The 16,335-nt window shown below is 68.7% G+C and carries 16 protein-coding genes; 7 read left to right on the plus strand and 9 right to left on the minus strand.

Going from position 1 to position 16,335, the window contains the following annotated elements:
- Nucleotides 1–35: 35 nt before the first annotated feature.
- The 4 genes from JKL49_RS13075 to JKL49_RS13090 form a co-directional block, all read right to left on the minus strand.
- Nucleotides 36–815, minus strand: coding sequence for an ABC-2 family transporter protein (locus JKL49_RS13075; protein WP_215341033.1), 780 nt, complete (start codon nt 813–815; stop codon nt 36–38).
- Nucleotides 812–1,609 carry an ABC-2 family transporter protein gene (locus tag JKL49_RS13080; RefSeq protein WP_215341034.1) on the minus strand — a complete coding sequence of 266 codons (798 nt, stop codon included), beginning with the start codon at nt 1,607–1,609 and terminating at the stop codon, nt 812–814. The genes JKL49_RS13075 and JKL49_RS13080 overlap by 4 nt, the downstream gene beginning before the upstream one ends.
- The gene (locus JKL49_RS13085; protein WP_215341038.1) at nt 1,599–2,576 is read right to left on the minus strand and encodes an ABC transporter ATP-binding protein; all 978 of its coding nucleotides are present in this window, start codon (nt 2,574–2,576) and stop codon (nt 1,599–1,601) included. Before JKL49_RS13085 ends, JKL49_RS13080 begins: the two co-directional genes overlap by 11 nt.
- 244 nt (nt 2,577–2,820) lie before the next feature.
- The gene (locus tag JKL49_RS13090) at nt 2,821–3,417 is read right to left on the minus strand and encodes a TetR/AcrR family transcriptional regulator (protein WP_215341040.1); all 597 of its coding nucleotides are present in this window, start codon (nt 3,415–3,417) and stop codon (nt 2,821–2,823) included.
- A 69-nt stretch (nt 3,418–3,486) separates the two neighbouring features.
- Here JKL49_RS13090 and JKL49_RS13095 point away from each other — a divergent pair, with 69 nt between their 5' ends.
- Together JKL49_RS13095 and JKL49_RS13100 are read left to right on the plus strand one after the other, a co-directional pair.
- Nucleotides 3,487–4,356: an enoyl-CoA hydratase gene (locus tag JKL49_RS13095; protein WP_215341042.1), complete on the plus strand. Its 870-nt coding sequence runs from the start codon at nt 3,487–3,489 to the stop codon at nt 4,354–4,356.
- Between the two features lie 53 nt (nt 4,357–4,409).
- A complete protein-coding gene (locus JKL49_RS13100; RefSeq protein ID WP_215341043.1) occupies nt 4,410–5,873 on the plus strand; it encodes a flavin-containing monooxygenase in 1,464 nt (487 codons plus the stop codon).
- On the opposite strand, the gene JKL49_RS13105 is transcribed toward JKL49_RS13100, so the two are convergent.
- Both JKL49_RS13105 and JKL49_RS13110 read right to left on the minus strand, forming a co-directional pair.
- Entirely contained in the window at nt 5,870–8,308 is a 2,439-nt protein-coding gene (locus JKL49_RS13105) for an ATP-binding protein (RefSeq protein ID WP_215341046.1), read from the minus strand. The two genes, JKL49_RS13100 and JKL49_RS13105, sit on opposite strands and share 4 nt — an antisense overlap.
- 124 nt (nt 8,309–8,432) lie before the next feature.
- Complete coding sequence (locus JKL49_RS13110) at nt 8,433–9,410, minus strand: LysR family transcriptional regulator (RefSeq protein WP_215341048.1); 978 nt, start codon at nt 9,408–9,410, stop codon at nt 8,433–8,435.
- Nucleotides 9,411–9,577: 167 nt separating this feature from the next.
- Between JKL49_RS13110 and JKL49_RS13115 the strand changes: the two genes are divergently transcribed.
- The 5 genes from JKL49_RS13115 to JKL49_RS13135 all read left to right on the plus strand — a co-directional run bounded on the left by JKL49_RS13115 (nt 9,578) and on the right by JKL49_RS13135 (nt 12,129).
- The gene (locus tag JKL49_RS13115; protein ID WP_215341050.1) at nt 9,578–10,075 is read left to right on the plus strand and encodes a hypothetical protein; all 498 of its coding nucleotides are present in this window, start codon (nt 9,578–9,580) and stop codon (nt 10,073–10,075) included.
- Nucleotides 10,075–10,707 carry a GNAT family N-acetyltransferase gene (locus JKL49_RS13120; protein WP_215341056.1) on the plus strand — a complete coding sequence of 211 codons (633 nt, stop codon included), beginning with the start codon at nt 10,075–10,077 and terminating at the stop codon, nt 10,705–10,707. The genes JKL49_RS13115 and JKL49_RS13120 overlap by 1 nt, the downstream gene beginning before the upstream one ends.
- On the plus strand, nt 10,704–11,228 hold the full coding sequence (locus tag JKL49_RS13125; RefSeq protein ID WP_215341057.1) for an isochorismatase family protein: 525 nt from the start codon (nt 10,704–10,706) through the stop codon (nt 11,226–11,228). Before JKL49_RS13120 ends, JKL49_RS13125 begins: the two co-directional genes overlap by 4 nt.
- Nucleotides 11,225–11,476 carry a hypothetical protein gene (locus JKL49_RS13130; protein ID WP_215341058.1) on the plus strand — a complete coding sequence of 84 codons (252 nt, stop codon included), beginning with the start codon at nt 11,225–11,227 and terminating at the stop codon, nt 11,474–11,476. The genes JKL49_RS13125 and JKL49_RS13130 overlap by 4 nt, the downstream gene beginning before the upstream one ends.
- A 242-nt stretch (nt 11,477–11,718) precedes the next feature.
- Nucleotides 11,719–12,129, plus strand: coding sequence for a helix-turn-helix domain-containing protein (locus tag JKL49_RS13135; protein ID WP_215341062.1), 411 nt, complete (start codon nt 11,719–11,721; stop codon nt 12,127–12,129).
- Here the strand turns inward: JKL49_RS13135 and JKL49_RS13140 are convergent.
- The 3 genes from JKL49_RS13140 to JKL49_RS13150 all read right to left on the minus strand — a co-directional run bounded on the left by JKL49_RS13140 (nt 12,126) and on the right by JKL49_RS13150 (nt 16,243).
- Nucleotides 12,126–12,932, minus strand: coding sequence for a TrmH family RNA methyltransferase (locus JKL49_RS13140; protein ID WP_215341063.1), 807 nt, complete (start codon nt 12,930–12,932; stop codon nt 12,126–12,128). The two genes, JKL49_RS13135 and JKL49_RS13140, sit on opposite strands and share 4 nt — an antisense overlap.
- 6 nt (nt 12,933–12,938) lie before the next feature.
- Nucleotides 12,939–15,056 carry a M13 family metallopeptidase gene (locus tag JKL49_RS13145; RefSeq protein ID WP_215341064.1) on the minus strand — a complete coding sequence of 706 codons (2,118 nt, stop codon included), beginning with the start codon at nt 15,054–15,056 and terminating at the stop codon, nt 12,939–12,941.
- 164 nt (nt 15,057–15,220) lie between these two features.
- Nucleotides 15,221–16,243 (minus strand): sugar kinase, encoded by a 1,023-nt coding sequence (locus JKL49_RS13150; RefSeq protein ID WP_215341065.1) that lies wholly within the window; start codon nt 16,241–16,243, stop codon nt 15,221–15,223.
- Between the last annotated feature and the right edge of the window lie 92 nt (nt 16,244–16,335).

Here is a 16,335-nt window from a genome sequence, read left to right on the forward strand (position 1 = left end):
AACCAACGGGCTTCGGCCTCGAAATCAAGTCATTCTCACAGTGAAGGCGAGGCGCCGCGCCGGTAGCGGGCCACGCCCAGGTGGAAGAGGCCGACCGCGATGGCGGCGTAGAGCACCGCGCCGAACACCACCACCGCCAGGGTCTGCACGCCCGGATGACGCACCATGCCCATGGGCGCCAGCACCACGAAGCCCGCCGGCAAGATGGTGAAGGCGATGGTCTTCACCGCGCCCTGGTAGATCGACCCCGGATAGCTGGAGAACAGCAGCATGAAGTCGGTCAACTCGCGGGCGAAGCTGCGCGCGCCCACCGCCCAGAAGGCCAGGCAGGCGAAGCTGATGCTGGCGCTGACGTAGACCGTGCCCCCCGCCGCGATGGCCAACAGCACGGCGGGCAGGTCGGTCCATTCCAGCTTGGCGAAGACTGCCAGCACGAAGATCGCGCCGGCCAGGTCGCCCCAGGCCGTGGCGATGCTCTCGCGCGCCAGCAGGCGGGGGATCAACCCCTTGGGCTGGGTCAGCAGGGCGTCCAGCTCACCGCGCAGCAGGGTGGCGGCCATGTCGCGATAGCCGCCGAAGAAGACGCCGGAGATCCCCACCACCGACATGGTCAGGCCAAACAGCAGCGCCATGTCCTTCAGCTGCCAGCCACCGATCGAACGGAAGCCCGCGAAGAACAGCACCCACAGGGTCAGGAAAAACACGTCGTTGACGATCATCCCGCCCACCTGGATCGCGAAGTTGCCGCGGTCGGAGAAGGAGGTGCGGATCGCCGCGGCCGACTGGGCGGCATAGAGGCGCACGAGGCTGGTCATACCCCGCCCTCCCGCAATAGCTTGGCCAGCCCCGCGCGCCAGAGCGCCACGCACAGCAGGCTGAGCAGGACGATCCACAGCACCTGCCAGGCCACCGCCGTCAGGAACATGGCGCCCGAGGGGTGGAGCGCCTGCACCCCGGCCCAATAGAGGTGCGCGGCGAAGGGGGTCGCCTCGGCGATCTTCCGCAGCCAGTCGGGATAGAGGGTGATGGGGGCGAAGAGTCCGCCCAGCAGGAACATCAGCTTCTGGATCACCAGCATCACCGGCAGGATGCGGCGGGTCCAGAAGGCGCACAGCCCGGCCAACGCGTAGAGCAGCATGCCCACGGTCACCGCCAGCACGCCCAGGACAAACAGATAGGGATAGGTGGCGGCGGGCGGCCCCTCGCGCCCCGTCGCCGCCAGCCAGACCACCGCCGTCACTCCGAGCGCGGCCAGCCGCACCAGGGTCCCGCCCAGGTTCTGGGCCAGGCTCTGCAGCAGATAGAACTTGGGCCGCAGCAGGTGCGGCTCCAGCCCGCCGGAGCGGATGTCGTCCTCGAACCGCAGGTGTACCGAAGGCAGCGACAGCGTGATCCACTCCGTCGCCAGCACGTAGAGCACCAGGCCGCCAGCCGGCAGGCGGATGGCGCCCTGCACAGGCTCGGCCGCCACCTTGTCCCACAGGGCCGAGAGCACGGTCATGATCAGGACGTAGAACAGGCAGCGCCCAGCCAGCACGGTCCAGCCGGCCATCGCCTGGCCCGCCCCGATCCGCAGGGCGACGGCCGCCGCGATCAGGTCACGCCGCATGGGTCGAGGCGTAGATCTCGGCGATCACCTCCTCCATGGGGGGATCCTCGATGGTGACGTCCTCGATGCCGCCGTCGGCCATCGCCGCGGCGATAACCTGCTCCACGCGGGTGAGCTTTGTGTCCACCTCCAGGATGGTGGCGTGGGCCTCCGAGGCGCGCCGCGTCACGCCGGGGAGGTTCAGGGACACCGCCTGCCCCGCAGACTGGAAGGTGATGATCTTGCGCCCCAGGAACCGGCGGCGCAGCTGGTCGGTGGGCTGGTCCACCACGATGCGGCCCTGGTTGACGACGATGACCCGGTCGCAGACCAGCTCGATATCCCGTGTGTCATGGCTGGTGAGCAGCACGGTCTGGCCGTGGTCGCGGGCGTGCTCGCGGATGAAGTCGCGGATCGCGGCCTTGGCGGTCACGTCCAGGCCGATGGTGGGCTCGTCGAGGAACAGCAGGTTGGGGCCGTGCAGCAGGCTGGCGGTGATCTCGCACCTCATCCGTTGGCCGAGCGACATGCGGTGCACGGGCTGGTCCAGCAGGTCGGCCAGCGCGAACCGCTCGGTCAGCTCCCCCAGCCGTTTGGCGAAGGGGGCCGCCTCCTGGTCGTAGATGTGGCGCAGCAGGGCGAAGCTCTCGCGGGCCGGCAGTTCGCCCCACAGCTGGGAGCGTTGGCCGAACACCACGCCGATCTTGTAGGCCAGCGCCTTGCGCTGCTTCCAGGGCGTCAGGCCCAGCACGCTGGCCTCGCCGGAGGACGGCTCCAGGATGCCCGACAGCATCTTCAGCGTCGTGGACTTGCCCGCACCGATGGGGCCGATGATGGCGACGCGCTCGCCCACCCCGATCTCGAAATCGACGCCGCCGACGGCCTCGACCGTCACATGTTCGGGGGAGAAGGCCTCGAAGAAGCCGCCGCGCCGCTTAGCGTAGCGGTAGGCCTTGGAGAGCGACTTGACGGTGATGACGGCGGACATGGCGGGCTTCGATTTCTGAAAGGGTCGATGGGTCTGGCGGGTTGGGTGCATGCGGCGTCGGAGCCCGGTAGAGCTCATTGCCGCACGGCATCTGGCCAAACAGATTGGTCATCGTCTCAGGTCGAAAACCCGCGAACAGGTTCGCGGAACGGCGTCATGCTTAGACGGCGATTCTGGAATTCACAACCGGGGCGCAACGAAGCTGCGCTGGGTGTGGCTTTGGCGCACGCTCATGCCTTAGCCCTCAGCGCCGGCGGAACAGCGCCTCCAGCCCCTGGATCACGTCCTCCATCAAGCCGCCCTCGGTGTCGGTGGGATCGGCCAGCATCATGGAGGCCGCGCCGTGGCCGCAGGCCCAGACGGCCAGGGCCACCTTGTGGATCAGGTCGGCGTCGCGGTCCTGCTGGGCCGGCGATTGGGCGATGGCGGTCTCGATGACGGCGAAGGCCCGGTCGCGCGCCGCGCCCACCTCCGGATCGCCCAGCACCGTGGGATCGAACATCAGGGCGTAGAGCGCCGGCTGGGCCCGGGCGAAGCCGAAATAGGCCAGGGCCGTCACCCGGATCGGAGCGTCGGGCGACGCCGAGGCGGCGGCGCGCAGGGCGGCCTCGAACTCGCCGAACCCCTCGGCGGCCAGCCCCGCGAGCAGGGCCTGTTTGGAAGTGTAGTGGTGATAGACCGAGCCCGGCGCGATCCCGGTCCGGGCCGCCAGGGCGCGCAGGTTCAGCTTGCCGATCCCGCCGCTCTCCAGCAGGGCGCGGGCCTCGTCCATCAGCTGGGCGCGCAGATTGCCCACGTGATAGCCCCGACGCCTGCTCGCGCCCACGGACGGCCAGGGCATCAGCAGCCCTTCCCGTCGCGCAGGTCGGCAAAACGGCGGCGCATGCAGACTCCCGAAGCTAAGTGATCAATGTTCACCGCCTTTGCCACGGTTGTCGAGGCGCGATGCGCGTCGCAGATTGGCGCGGTGACCTGGGAGGACACAACCATGTCGGGCGAGGTGCGGATCGAGATCGAGGCGCGGGCCGGCGGCGCCTGCGTGGCCCATGTCACCCTGGACAACGCAGCCAAGCTCAACACCCTGAACAGCGCCCTGATGAAGGCGTTCGCCGCGCGGATCGGGGCGCTCGCCAAGGATGAGCATCTCCGCGCCGTTGTGCTGACCGGGGCCGGCGACCGCGCCTTCATCGGCGGCGCCGACATCGACGAGATGGCGGGCCTGGACGCCACCACGGCGCGCGCCTTCATCACCCGCGTCCACCGCTGCTGCGAGACCTTGCGCGACTTGCCGGTCCCGGTGATCGGGCGGATCAACGGCTATGCCCTGGGCGCCGGGATGGAGGTGGCCGCGGCCTGCGACCTGCGGGTGGCCGCCGACAGCGCGGTGTTCGGCATGCCGGAGGTCAAGCTGGGCATCCCGTCGGTGGTGGAGGCCGCCCTCCTCCCGTCCCTGGTGGGATGGGGTCGCACCCGCCAGATGCTGCTGTTGGGCGAGACCTTCAGCGCCGCCGAGGCGGAAGGCTGGGGTCTGGTGGAGGCGGTGGTCCCCGCGGGCGACCTGGACGCCCAGGTGGAGACCTGGATCGAAAGCCTGCTGGCCGCCGAGCCCGCCGCCGTACGGCTGCAGAAAGCCCTGATCCGCCGCTGGGAGGACCTGCCCATGAAGGACGCCATCGCCGCCGGCATTGACGCCTTCGAGGCCGCCTGGAGCACCGACGCGCCGTCCAAGGCGATGACCGAGTTCCAGGCCGGCCGGGCGGCGCGACGAACGAACCGTTGATCACCTAAGGAGCCCCCGGTAGCCTTCCGCGACGACAGTCGGGAACGGAACACATGGGCGCGGACTTCAAGGTCGCCATATTGGGCGCGGGCTTCGCAGGCCTCTGCATGGGGCTGAAGCTGCAGGCCAAGGGCGAGGCGTCCTTCGTGATCCTGGAGAAGGCCGACCGGGTCGGCGGCACCTGGCGGGAGAACATCTATCCCGGCAGCGGCTGCGACATCCCCAGCCACCTCTATTCCTACTCCTTCGAACCCAATCCCGACTGGCCGGAAGTCTTCTCGGCCCAGCCTGACATCCTTGGCTACATCGAAGGCGTCGTGGAAAAGCATCAGCTTTCCAAACACCTGAAGTTCAATTCTGAGGTGACGTCGGCGGCCTGGGACGACGGCGCGGCGCTGTGGCGCATCGGACTCGGCGACGGCTCCACCGTCACCGCCGAAACCTTTGTCACCGCCTGGGGCCAGCTTAACCGGCCAAAGGTTCCACCCATCCCGGGCCGCGACGACTTCGCCGGCGTCGCCTTCCACTCCGCCCAGTGGGACGCCTCCGTCGATCTGACCGGCAAGCGGGTGGCGGTGATCGGCAACGGCGCCAGCGCCGTGCAGTTCGTGCCGGAGGTGGCCAAGCTCGCCAGCCAACTGACGCTCTTCCAGCGGTCGCCCAACTGGATCGTGCCGCGCATGAACCGGCCCTATACCGACGCCGAGAAGGCCCGTTTCCGCGCCGAGCCCGGCTTCATGGCCAAGGTGCGCGGCGATATCTTCGAGATGGCCGAGGCCAGGCTGGAGGCCAAGCGCGCCGGGACCCTGCCCGTGGAGGAGGTCCCCATCCCGCTCGCCCACCTGCACGCCCAAGTGACCGACCCCGACCTGCGCGCCAAGCTGACTCCCGACTACGAGATCGGCTGCAAGCGCGTGCTGATCTCCAACGACTTCTATCCCGCCCTCACCCAGCCCAATGTGACCCTGGTCACCGAGGCCATCGCCCGCATGACCCCGCGCGGCGTGGTCGACAGCGAAGGCCGCGAGCATGAGGTCGACGTGGTGATCTACGCCACCGGCTTCGAGACCCGCTCCTTCGTCGGCGACACCGGCGTCACCGGCGTGAACGGCCTACGGCTGAGCGACGTCTGGATCGATGGCCCGGAGGCCTATCTGGGCCTCTCCGTCACCGGTTTCCCCAATCTTTTCATGCTGTACGGGCCGAACACGAACCTGGGGCACAACTCCATCATCTACATGATCGAGGTCCAGGCCGACTATGTGCTGCAGGCGCTAGACGCCATCGCCGCTCACGGCCCGCTGTCGGTGAGGCAGGAGGTCTCCGACGCCTTCAACGCCGACCTGCAGAAGGCGCTGGCCGTCACGCCGTGGGCCGGAACCTGCACCAGCTGGTACAAGACCGCCGACGGCCGCATCCTCAACAACTGGCCCCACACCGCGCGCGCCTATGCCCGAGCCGTCGAGCGGTTTGACCTGGAGACCTATGAGGTGATGCGGGCGGTGGAGCTCGCCTAGGCCGTTACCGAGGCGTCACCGTCCTCATCTTCCGCCTCGACCTCCAGCACCGCCTGCAGCGCGGCGAACAGCCGGCCCACCTCGATGGGCTTGGCCACGAAGCCATCCATGCCGGCCTCGGCGTATTCGGCTACCTGGTGGGCCATGGCGTTGGCGGTCAGGGCGATGATCGGGGTGCGCGCCCGGCCCTCGGCGGCCTCGCGGGTACGGATGATCGCCGCCGCCGTCGGGCCGTCCATCTCGGGCATCTGGACGTCCATCAGGATGACGTCCCACGCCTCGCGGGCCCAGGCCTCCACCGCCAGCTTTCCGTTCTCGACGATCACCGGATCGACGCCGATCTGGTGCAGCAGCGTCTTGAGGACCAGCTGGTTGACCTTGTTGTCCTCGGCGGCCAGCACCCGCAGGGCGCCGACCTCCATCTCCATAGCCTCGACCACGCCGGGATCGGGCGCCGGGAGGACATGCTGCGCCGCACTCTTGGTCAGCGGCAGGGTGACGGTGAAGGTGGTTCCCCCGCCGGGCGCGCTCTCGGCCCGGATCGCGCCTCCCATCAGCTGGGCGAGCTCCCGGCAGATGGCCAAGCCCAGCCCTGTGCCGCCATAGCGCCGTGTGGTCGAGGCGTCGGCCTGCTCGAATTTCTGGAACAGGCTGGCCAGCCGCTCTGGAGGGATGCCGATCCCGGTGTCGGCCACGCTCAGGCGCAGACCGTCGTCGGTGCGCGCCACACAGACCCGGACCTCACCCTGCTCGGTGAACTTCAGCGCGTTGGAGACCAGATTGTAGAGGATCTGCCGCACCCGGGTGGAGTCGCCCACATAGACGCCGCGCGCCTCGGACTCGACGGCGAGATCGAAGGACAGGCCCTTCTTGTTGGCGATGGCGGTGAAGGCCGCGTGCGCGCCTCGGGCCAGGTCGCTGATGTCGAACTCGGTCTCCTCCAGCTCCAACTTTCCGGCCTCGATCTTCGAGAGGTCCAGCACGTCGTTGAGGATGTGCAGCAGGGTCTCCCCCGACTGGCGCACCACGTCCAGGCGGTCGCGCTGCACCGTGCTCAGTTCGTCAGCGGCCATGGCCTGCGCCATGCCCAGCACCCCGTTCAGCGGCGTGCGGATTTCGTGGCTCATCGTCGCCAGGAACGCGGATTTGGCCCGGTTGGCCGTCTCGGCGTCCTCCTTGGCCTGCAGCAAGGCGCGCTCGGCTTCCTTACGTTTTGTGATGTCCTGCATGGCGCCGATCAGGCGCGCGGGCCGGCCCTCGCTGTCGAGGACCAGGCGGCAGGCGGCCGAGGTCCAGACTTCCCGGTCGTCGGCGCGGATGATCCGGTATTCGGGGCGGTACGGCGCACCTTCCTCGGCGTGCAGCTTCCAGGCCGCCTCGACATTGGGGCGGTCGCGCAGATCTATGGTGGAGTAGATGTCCCTGAACAGTTCCTCGTAAGTCTTTGGCTCGGTGAAGAAGGTGTCCTCGGCGCCGGCCTTGATCAGTTCGCGCCGCTGGTAGTCCATCTCCCAGACATGGATGTCGGCGATCTCCATGGCCAGGGTGAGGCGCTGCTCGGAGCGCTCCGTGCGCTCCAGCGCGTCAACCATGCTGGTGATGTCGTGGCTGGCGGCCACCATTCCGCCCACCTCTCCACGGGCGTTCCGCCAGGGCGCCAGCTCGATGTTTGTCCACACCGGGCGACCTTCCGCGTCCTGGCTCGCCAGGCGTTCCTTGCGGATCGTCTCCCCGTCCAGGCAGCTATCGTAGGCGAACCGCCATTTCTCCGCCCAAGGCGTGACCTCGAATAGAGTCAGGCCGACGACCTCCTCCGGCGTCTTGTTCACGCGCGCCGCCCACCGAGGGCTGCAGACCAGAATCCGGTGATCGCGATCGGTCAGCACCACCGTCCCCGGGAGGGCCGCGATCACCGCCGAAAGCGTGGCGGAGACCGCGTCGCGTTCGCGCAGGCTCTCCTCACGGCCGCGGGTCGCTCGAGCGCGCGCCCAGTCGTGGGCCACGAAGGCCGCCAGATCGGCAAGCCGTCCCGCCATGTCGGGATCGTAGGCGCGGACCTCCGCGCCGGCGACCGCCAGGACCCCGGGGGTCCTGCCATCGTCCAGGTAGATGGGGGCCGCGGCGTAGAAGCGCAGGTTCAGGGGACCTGCGACCCACTCCGTATCCGCCAGGCGTGGGTCGTCGCGGCCGTCCGCCACCCAGAGCGGCTTGCCAGTCTCCAGCACGATCTGCGCGCCTGGATCGATGGGGTGTTCGCCCTTGGGATCGCGGCTGCGCCAGGCGCGGCCATCCTGGGTGAGGACGATCTGGGCGTCGACGCGACCGAACAGGGTCTTGGCCAGGCGTGTGGCGCGGTCACAGACCTCCTGGCTGAGGTCGAGCTCGAAGGGGCGGCCCGGCGCGGCCGGGGACGCCGGCGTACTGATATCTGACATGCGCCGATCCCCCGATCTTTGCCGATCGTTAGAAAAATGGTACGGGACTTGGGTTAAGAGCGGCTTTAGACGCAGCCGTCAGAAACCTCCGCTTTGGCGCGATTTCCCGTGTGCACCGGGTGACTTAGGCGCGCGCCGTGGCGGCCGGCCAGGACCAGCCCTCGAACTCCGAGGGATGGATGTATTCCTTGCGATACCAGGGCCGCTCGCGGGCGTCGAAGATCGAGACCAGCCATTCGGCCACGCGGGCCACGCGGGGCGATTTCAGGGCGTCGCGGTGATGGCACAGCCACAGGGTGCCGGTCGCCAGCGGGGGAATGTCCAGCATCACCAGGTTGGAGGTCGTGCGCAGGATGGCGGTCGGAATCGCGCCGATGCCTGCGCCGCGCTCGATGGCGAACAACATGGCGGTGGAGGAGTTCACCACCAGGGCCGGAGCCGTCAGCTCCATGAAGGCGCCGGTCTTGGCTTGCCACTGGCCCTTTTCGCTGACCTGGGCCGAGTGGGCGATGAAGCGGTGGCCCACCGCGGCCTCCAGGCGCGTGGGGGCCCCATACGTGTCGATGTAGTCCTGCGAGGCGAACAGCGCGTAATGCAGGGTCGCCAGCTCGCTAGCCGCCACATCCGGCTGATCGCCGGGCTGAGTGAGCTGGATCGACAGGTCGATGTGAGCGTCCACCGGGTTCTCAGGATAGAAGCCGCAGTCCAGGGCCAGCCGGATACCGGGGTTTTCCTTCATGAAGTCCGCGAGTTTCACCCCCACCAGGAAGCCGCCGATGCCCTCGGGCGCGCTGATGGTCACCTCGCCGGTGTCGTGGCGGTCGGCCTCCAGGGCCAGGCGTTCGATGTCCACCGAGGCCCGGTGCATGGAAAGCGCCCGGTCATAGATCCGCTCGCCAGCCCGGGTAAGGCTGACCCCGCGCAGGCCGCGATCGAACAGCCGCACCCCCAGGCGGGTCTCCAGGTCGTCGATGCGGCGGGTGATGGTGGGCTGGCTGGTACGCAGTCGGCGCGCGGCCGCGCCGAAGCTGCCAGCCTGGGCCGCCGCCACAAAGGTCTTGATGTCGTCCCAGTCGGCGCGCCCGCCGTCGTGATTGTCCATCCCACCCAACCAGAACCGTGGCGCCCCCATACGAACTTGGCGGCTGCACGCAGATGAATTGAGGCTCTACCAAAAGGGGACTTCGCACAAGTCGGGTGAGAACGATGGCCGCAACCGCCGATGACACGCGACCCGCCGTTGAACACCTTGCGGGACTGGGTTTCACGTTGGCGACACCCGATGAAATCGCGGCCGGCCGTGACATCGCGGCGCGCACCGTAGGGCCTGATATCGCCACCGTGGCGACCCTGCAGGCGGTCCAGAACCGCACCGGCCGATCGGCCTTCGTCTATCGCGACGACGACGGCGGGCTGGCGGCGGTGCTCTGCGTCATCCCCCTCACGCCAGCCGCCGCCCCGGCCCTGGCGGCGGGAATGTTTGACGGGATCAGACCGCCCTTGTCGATGGCCGCGCAGCCGGGCGACCCGGTCATCGCCGTCTATGGCTGGGGCATGGCGGGCGTCACCTGGCGGGGCCGCGCGATGGTGATGAAGGCCGCCTTGGCGATCCACCGCGAGATCTACGACCTCGTCCCTCTGTATGGCCGCGCCGCGACGCCCGGCGGTCAGCGGACCCTGCTGGGCCGCCTGGGCGCCCAGGCGGTTCCCGGCCCGGGCGGCCTTGTGGTCTGCCCTCCATGGACCCCCCGACGGAAGGCCGCCTGATGAACGCCAATGTCCGCATGCCGCTGGAGGCCAGAGCCCCGGCCAAGGTCGACGAGGGCCAGCTTGAGGTGGCCGTCTGCCGAACCCTGCCCGACCTGATGCAGGCCATGGCGGTCCGCACCCTGGTCTATATGGGCGAACAAGCCTGCCCCTATGACGAGGAGTTCGACGGCAACGACTTCGCCGGCGCCACCCACCTGATCCTGCGCCGCGACGGAGAGCCCATCGGTACTCTGCGCATCCGCTGGTTCGCCGATTTCGCCAAGGTGGAGCGGGTGGCGGTGCGCAAGGAATTCCGCCGTGGCCGCGCCACCCTGATGCTGATCCTGGCCGCCAAGAAGTTGGCCGAGAAGAAGAACTACCGGAAGATCCTCGGCTACGGCCAGGTGCGGCTGATCCCCTTCTGGGAGCAGTATTTCAACGCCTATGTCCGCCCCCGGCGCGATGGCTTCGTGGTGTCGGACCACGACTATGTGGAGATGGTGGTGGAGGGCGTGCCGCCGCACGACGCCCTGACCCTCGACTCCGATCCCTACGAGTTGCTGCGGCCCGAGGGCGCCTGGAACGAGCCCGGCGTGCTGGACAGGTCTGCCGGACGAACCGCCAGCAATCCTGGAGGGCTGTCGCGGTGAGCGGCTACGCCCCAAACGCCGCGGCCCTGGTCTGCCTGGATTTGCAGCGCGGACGCCTGTCCACCGAGGGCGCGGCGGCCACCGCGGCCGTCTGCCGGAAGGCCCTGGCCCAGGCGCGCCGCCGCCGCTGGCCGGTGCTGCACGTTTACGCTCGGCAAGGCGCCATGCCGCCCGACCGGCCCATCCCGGGTCTGGAGCCCCTGCCCAGCGAGGCGGTGTTCCTGCGCACCGGTCCCTCAGCCTTCACCAACGCCAGCTTCAGCCAAACGGCCCAGAGTCTCGGCGGACCGCTGGTGCTGATCGGCTTTTCCATGGCCGACACCGTGCTGGCCACGGCTTTCGCCGCCGCTGACCGCGACCTGGCCGTCGAGGTGATCGACGACGCCGTCGGCGGCGACCCCGCCAATCGCAAGATCCTGCTCAAGCCCCTGGCCGCCCTCGCGCCACGCGCGCGGGTGACCACCTTGCATGAGCTCTTCCTTGAGGACGCCACGCGGTTCGCCGCGGCGAACATGCCATGACCGATTTCAAGATCTCGCAAAGCTTCCGGTCCGTCGGCCCGGCGCGCCACCCCTCCGACATGGACCTGGAGGACCAGACTGCGGAACTGATGGAAATGGCCAGCCTGCTCAGTCCTAGGGACATGGCCACCCTGTCGGTGATCGTCCGACGCGCCGCTGAAATCTCGGAGTCCGAGGGAGAGGATGTCGCCATCGCGGTCCTGGATCAGATCCATAGCATCCTCGACGGGCGGGTCTCCGACGCCTGATTTACAATCTAAAGTTGTGCTAACGTCATAGATCGTTTGTGCTTCGAAAACCCAAAATGGGGATAATTCGTGTGCCGTGACGTCCAGAAGCCGGGAAATGGGGATCAAAAACCCCTAAGGCGCGATATTTAACGCTACAGTGCGACCCTATGTCTTAGTGGGGACAAATTGGTGGCGATACGGCTTTTACGCGTGCAGAAAGACGCTGCGTACTGGAGCGTGCGCGCCAGAAGGACATATCCGTGAGCGAGAATCTTGACGACGCGGGCCCCGACCCCATCGACGTCGCTGTCGGCCACCGCATCCGCGTGCGCCGCAAATGGCTTGGCATCTCCCAGTCGAACCTGGCCGACCACCTCGGCGTCAGTTTCCAGCAGGTCCAGAAGTACGAGCGCGGCGCCAACCGCACCTCGGCCTCCATGCTGGTGCGCATCGCCGAGAAGCTGGAAACCACGGTCGGCGAACTGGTGGGCGAGAACGACCGCCCCACCGGCGACGAGAGCCTGTTCGAGAAACTGGCCGTGCCGGGCGCTGTCCAACTCCTGGAGGCCTTCGCCAGCGTGCAGCAACCCCAACTGCGCACAGCGATCCTCAACCTGACACGGTCGCTGATCGAAGAGACGGAGGAGCCCGCGCCCAAGCGCGCGCGCTAATCCCTGAGGGCCGCGAACGCCAGGTGGTGCAGGACGATCCCCCCCGTCGTCGCCACGTTCAGGGAGTCGAAGCCGGTGGCCATGGGAATGGCCACCGTCGTGGCCCGCGCCAGCACCGAGGCCGCCAGTCCGGGCCCCTCGGCCCCCAGCAGCACGGCGGCCTTTGACGGCCGCTTGAGGTCCACGAGCCGTGTGGCGCCGCCGGGGCTCAAGGCCACAGTCTCGAACCCTGCCGCCGTCAGCACCTCCAGCAGGTCGCCCTGCGCCGTCGCGAAGGGCGTCACCAGCACGGCGCCCACCGACACCCGGATGGCCTTGCGGTAGAGCGGGTCGCAGCAATCGGTGTCCAAGAGCACGGCGTCCACGCCGAAGGCCGCGGCGTTGCGGAACAGGCCGCCCATATTGTCGTGGTTGGCGATGCCCGACAGCGCCAGGACCAGCGCCCCCTCCCCCAGCCCCGCCAGCATGTCCGCGGCGCTCGCCGGCGCGCGGCGGCGGCCAAGGGCCAGGATGCCGCGATGGATGTGGAACCCCACCACCGCGTCCATGGCCTCCTGGCTGGCCGAATAGACCGGCACGTCCTCCGGCAGCCTGGCGATCAGGTCGGCCAACCCCGCCACCCGCTTGCGGGCGATCATCAGCGAGGCCGGCTCGCACAGGGTCGAGCGGGCCAGCACGTTGAGCACCACCTCGCCCTCGGCCACGAACAGGCCCTCGCGGCCCACCAGGTCGCGCTCCCGCACGTCACGATAGGCCGCGACCCTGGGGTCCGCGGGGTCGTCGATCAGGATGATCTCAGGCAAGCCGAGCTACCAGATCTTCACCCGGTCGGCGGGCGCCAGATAGAGCTTCTCCCCCGGCTTGGCGCCGAAGGCCCCGTACCAGGCGTCGAGGTTGCGCACCGTGTCGGCGCGGTATTCGGCCGGCGAGTGCCCGTCGGTCAGCAGGGCGCGGCGCAGGGCGGCTTCCCGGTACTTGCCCCGATAGTTCTGCGCCCAGCCGAAGAAGAACCGCTGGTCGGCGGTGATCCCATCGATCACCGGCGCGGGCGCCCCGTTCAGCGACAGGTGGTAGGCGTCATAGGAGGTGGCCAGGCCCGCCAGGTCGGCGATGTTCTCGCCCAACGTCAGGTCGCCGTTCACCGCCAGGTCGGGCAGCGGCTTGTAGCCGTCGTACTGGGCCGAGAGCTGCTTGGCCGAGGCCTTGAAGTGGGCCATGTCGGCGTCGGTCCACCAGTTCTTGACGTTGCCATGCGCGTCGAACAGGGCGCCGGCGTCGTCGAAGCCGTGGCTGATCTCGTGGCCGATCACCCCGCCGATAGCGCCGTAGTTCACCGCCGGATCGGCCTTGGGATCGAAGAACGGCGGCTCCAGGATGGCGGCCGGGAAGCTGATGGAGTTCTGCATCGGCGCGTTCAGCGCATTGACCGTCTGAGGCGTCATGTACCACTCGCCGCGATCCACCGGCTGTCCCAGCTTGGCGACGTTGCGGCGGTACTCGAAGAGCTCGCCCCGCTGCCAGTTGCCGTAGGCGTCGCCGGCCACGATGCTCAGACCGGAATAGTCGCGCCACTTGTCGGGATAGCCGACGCCGATCTGGAAGTTGGCCAGCTTCTCGTGGGCCTTGGCCTTGGTGACCGGGTCCATCCAGTCCAGGCGGTCGATGCGGTGGCCGAAGGCGGCCAGGATGTTCTTCACCATGCCTTCAACTTCCGCCTTCGATTCTGGCGGGAAGTACTTGGCGACATAGAGTTTTCCGATCGCCTCACCCAGGGCGTCGCCGGTACGGTCCACGCCGCGCTTCCAGCGCTCCTGCTGCTGCGGCGTGCCCGATAGCGCGGTCGCGTTGAAGGCGAAGCTCTCGTCCACGAAGGCCTTGGAGAGGTAGGGCGATCCCCGCTCCACCGTGTGGAAGGCCAGGTAGTCCTTCCAGGCCGCCAGGGGCTCGGACGCCACCAGCCTGGCCTCGCCGGTGATGGCGGTGGACTGCCAGGCGCCGAACATCGGCTGGTCGGCGAGGCCTGCCGCGGTCAGGAAGGCGTCCCAATCCATGCCCGGCGCCTTCTTGGCCAGCTCGGCGCGGGACCATTGGACGTTGGTCTTGGGGATGTCGAAGGTGTCGGCCGCCGTCCAGTGCGTGGCCGCGATCTTGGTCTCCAGGGCCAGGACCCTCGCCGCGCGGGCGTCCACGTCGCTGAAGCCGGCCAGCCGCAGCTGATTGGCGACATGGGCCTTGTACTTGGCCCGCAGGTCCACGTACTTCGCGCCAGCGTCCAGATAGTAGGTGCGGTCAGGCATGCCCAGCCCGCCCTGGATGATGTAGGGCAGATAGCGCTTTGTATCGTTGAGGTTTTCCACCACCCATAGGCCGAAGATCCGGTCGGTCTTGGGGCTGGTGGCGTTCATGATGTCGACGTCGGCGCGGATCGAGCCCCCGAGTTGGCTCGAAAGCGCCGTACGGGTCTTGATCGCCGCGATCTGCGCCAGCTCCGGGGCGAGCGGGGTCGCGCCCTTCGCCTCGATGGCCGCCTCATCCATGAAGCTGGCATAGTAGTCGCCGATCATGCGGGCCTCGGACCCGGCAGGCCCCTGGGTCTTGGCGGCGGTCTCGATCAGGTCGACGGTGCGCTTGGAGGCGGCCTCCCGCAGGACGGCGAAGGTGTTGTAGCTGGAGCGGTCGGCGGGGATCTCGGTGGTCTTCACCCAGGTCCCGTTGGCGTAGTTGAAGAAGTCGTCGCCGGGCTTCACCGAGGTGTCCATGCCGGCGGTGTCGAAGCCGAAGGTCCCATAGACGGGCTTGAGCTTGGGCGCCTGCGCGATGGGCGCGGGCGCGGGAACCGGCGCGGGCGGGGCGGCGCCCAGGCTGGCGCAGGCCGACAGGATCACCGGCGCGCAGGCGGCCAGCAGCAGGGTTTTAAGGTTGGTCATTGACGAGGCTCCCAAGGGACAGGGCGCGTCACGGCGCGCTCTCAGCGTTTGAGCCTTCATACACCGGCGGAGCGATTTGGGGCCCGCTGGCGGATTAAACTTCCGTCATGTCCCGATCACCGCTCATCCCGGCGAAGGCCGGGATGAGCGGATGAAGGTGCGCCCTACCTCCGGACATCCAGGCTGTGGCTGGACCGCACGGCCTCGACATCGGCCACGGTGGCCAGGTTCAAGTCGCCCGGCGTGGCGTGCTTCAGCACCGCGGCGGCCACCGCGAACTCCAGCAGGTCAGCCTCCGCCATCCCGGTCAGCAGGCCGTGGATCACGCCTGCGGCGAAGGCGTCGCCGCCGCCGATGCGGTCGATGATGGGGTCCATCGTCCGGCTGCCGGTGCGCCAGGCGCCGTCGCGGGAGAACAGGAAGCCCGCCAGCTCGTGATGGTTGACCGTGTGCTGCACCCGGTCGGTGCAGGCCAGGCGCGCCAGGTTCGGCCAGGCCTTGAAGGCCATGTCGGCGGCCCAGCGGCGCAGGCCGTCGGCGCCCTGGCCGCTCTCGAAAGAGGCGCCGAGCACGAGAGCGATGTCGCGATGATCCCCGAACACCAGGTCGGCCTGGGAGAGCATCTCGCCCAGGATGGCCGGGGCGTCCCCGCCCCAGGCCTGCCACAGGGTCGCGCGGTAATTGCAGTCCATGGAGACCGTCAGGCCCAGACGCCGCGCCGCCTTCACCGCCTCGACGGCGGCCTTGGCGGTCTCGGGTCCGATGGCGGCGGTGACGCCGGAGACGTGCAGCCAACCTGCCCCCGCCAGCCCCGCGTCCCAGTCGATGGCGCAGGCCCCGCGGCTGAAGGCTGAGTCGGCGCGGTCGTACAGCACCTGCGACGACCGCTGCGCCGCCCCCGGCGTCAGGAAATAGAGCCCCATCCGCCCCGGCGTGAACGCGATGCCGGAGGTGTCGACGCCATAGCGCCGCAGCTCGTCAACGGCGGCGTGGCCCAGGCCGTTGTCGGGCAGCACGCTGAGCATGCGGGCGGCATGGCCGAAGCGGGCCAGCGACACACCCACATTGGCCTCCGCCCCGCCGAAGCTGACCTTCAGGGTCGGCGACTGCAGCAGCAGTTCGTTGTCGGGCGCGGCCAGGCGGACCAGGACCTCGCCGAAACACACCACAGGACCGGCCACTGACATCTCCGAACTGGCGGCGAACCGAACGCCCCACCCTACCCTAAACAAAGCGGCGCGCCGGGGAACCGGCGCGCCGCAAGTCTCTCCTCGGGGGA

Source organism: Phenylobacterium glaciei (assembly GCF_016772415.1).
In the GTDB taxonomy this organism is placed as follows: Bacteria; Pseudomonadota; Alphaproteobacteria; order Caulobacterales; family Caulobacteraceae; genus Phenylobacterium; species Phenylobacterium glaciei.

Excerpts from the sequence above, each read along its gene's own strand:
- JKL49_RS13105 (WP_215341046.1), bottom strand. The coding sequence starts at position 8,308 with ATGTCAGATATCAGTACGCCGGCGTCCCCGGCCGCGCCGGGCCGCCCC.
- JKL49_RS13085 (WP_215341038.1), bottom strand. The coding sequence starts at position 2,576 with ATGTCCGCCGTCATCACCGTCAAGTCGCTCTCCAAGGCCTACCGCTAC.
- JKL49_RS13130 (WP_215341058.1), top strand. The coding sequence starts at position 11,225 with ATGACCGATTTCAAGATCTCGCAAAGCTTCCGGTCCGTCGGCCCGGCG.
- JKL49_RS13090 (WP_215341040.1), bottom strand. The coding sequence starts at position 3,417 with ATGCCCTGGCCGTCCGTGGGCGCGAGCAGGCGTCGGGGCTATCACGTG.
- JKL49_RS13075 (WP_215341033.1), bottom strand. The coding sequence starts at position 815 with ATGACCAGCCTCGTGCGCCTCTATGCCGCCCAGTCGGCCGCGGCGATC.
- JKL49_RS13120 (WP_215341056.1), top strand. The coding sequence starts at position 10,075 with ATGAACGCCAATGTCCGCATGCCGCTGGAGGCCAGAGCCCCGGCCAAG.
- JKL49_RS13145 (WP_215341064.1), bottom strand. The coding sequence starts at position 15,056 with ATGACCAACCTTAAAACCCTGCTGCTGGCCGCCTGCGCGCCGGTGATC.
- JKL49_RS13110 (WP_215341048.1), bottom strand. The coding sequence starts at position 9,410 with ATGGACAATCACGACGGCGGGCGCGCCGACTGGGACGACATCAAGACC.
- JKL49_RS13095 (WP_215341042.1), top strand. The coding sequence starts at position 3,487 with ATGTTCACCGCCTTTGCCACGGTTGTCGAGGCGCGATGCGCGTCGCAG.
- JKL49_RS13100 (WP_215341043.1), top strand. The coding sequence starts at position 4,410 with ATGGGCGCGGACTTCAAGGTCGCCATATTGGGCGCGGGCTTCGCAGGC.
- JKL49_RS13080 (WP_215341034.1), bottom strand. The coding sequence starts at position 1,609 with ATGCGGCGTGACCTGATCGCGGCGGCCGTCGCCCTGCGGATCGGGGCG.
- JKL49_RS13150 (WP_215341065.1), bottom strand. The coding sequence starts at position 16,243 with ATGTCAGTGGCCGGTCCTGTGGTGTGTTTCGGCGAGGTCCTGGTCCGC.